This window comes from Flammeovirga agarivorans, from assembly GCF_012641475.1.
GTDB lineage: Bacteria > Bacteroidota > Bacteroidia > Cytophagales > Flammeovirgaceae > Flammeovirga > Flammeovirga agarivorans.
The window spans coordinates 1-754 of the sequence record NZ_JABAIL010000074.1 but is presented as its reverse complement, the minus strand read 5'-3'; the positions used below and the strand labels follow the sequence as shown (position 1 = coordinate 754).

Here is a 754-nt window from a genome sequence, read left to right as displayed (position 1 = left end):
TGTTGTAAGCTGTTTAGATTTTTTCTACTTGTTTAATTAGTAATATATTTTCTTTTTCCAACTCGGTCAGGAAATCATTTACATTATCATGTTCTCCAGAATACCAGTCTTGACTTTTAAAATATCTTTCCATTTTTCCGCCAGATTTAAATTTATATCCATATCGTGCAAAAATCTCATTTCTCATAATCTTCAAATCCGATTTTGGTATTTTTAGTAATTCGTTTCTACTTAAAAGTCTTTTCGATGCTTGGGTAAATTCCCCGTTAAAATAATCATCAATCGAATACGATTTTATTCCTATCTCGTATTCATCATTTTCAGTTAAACCACTCCATGATTTATAAACCTTCAGACCTTTAATTTTTTCTTGACCGTTGTTATAAATCACAAATTGCCCATTCGTTTGGTCAGAATAAAACTTATTTCCATTAATTCTGACATTGGTTAAATTCTCATAATGACTAATCCACCGTTGACCATTTTCACTCCATTTTCCTGATTTGATTTGAGCATATTCTTTGTCAAGTCCAAATGTAATTATCAAGTCAGATTCTGCTTCTGATTCACCAAAATGATATACATACTGATATTCAATTATCAATTTTGGATTCCATGGAGTAACTTTTGAATTCTCAATTTGTTCAAAACCGATTACTTGTCCGGATACCATTTTTGATATGAAGATAAATGTTAGACTGAATATTAATAGTTTAGTTTTCATGCTTGTAGTATCTCGTCCCAAATGGCTTAC

The 754-nt window shown here is 30.2% G+C and carries 1 protein-coding gene; it reads right to left on the bottom strand.

Annotated elements, in window-relative coordinates:
- Positions 1-13 precede the first annotated feature (13 nt).
- A partial coding sequence (locus HGP29_RS28300; protein WP_211093457.1) for a YARHG domain-containing protein occupies positions 14-754 on the bottom strand: 741 nt, incomplete at its 5' end.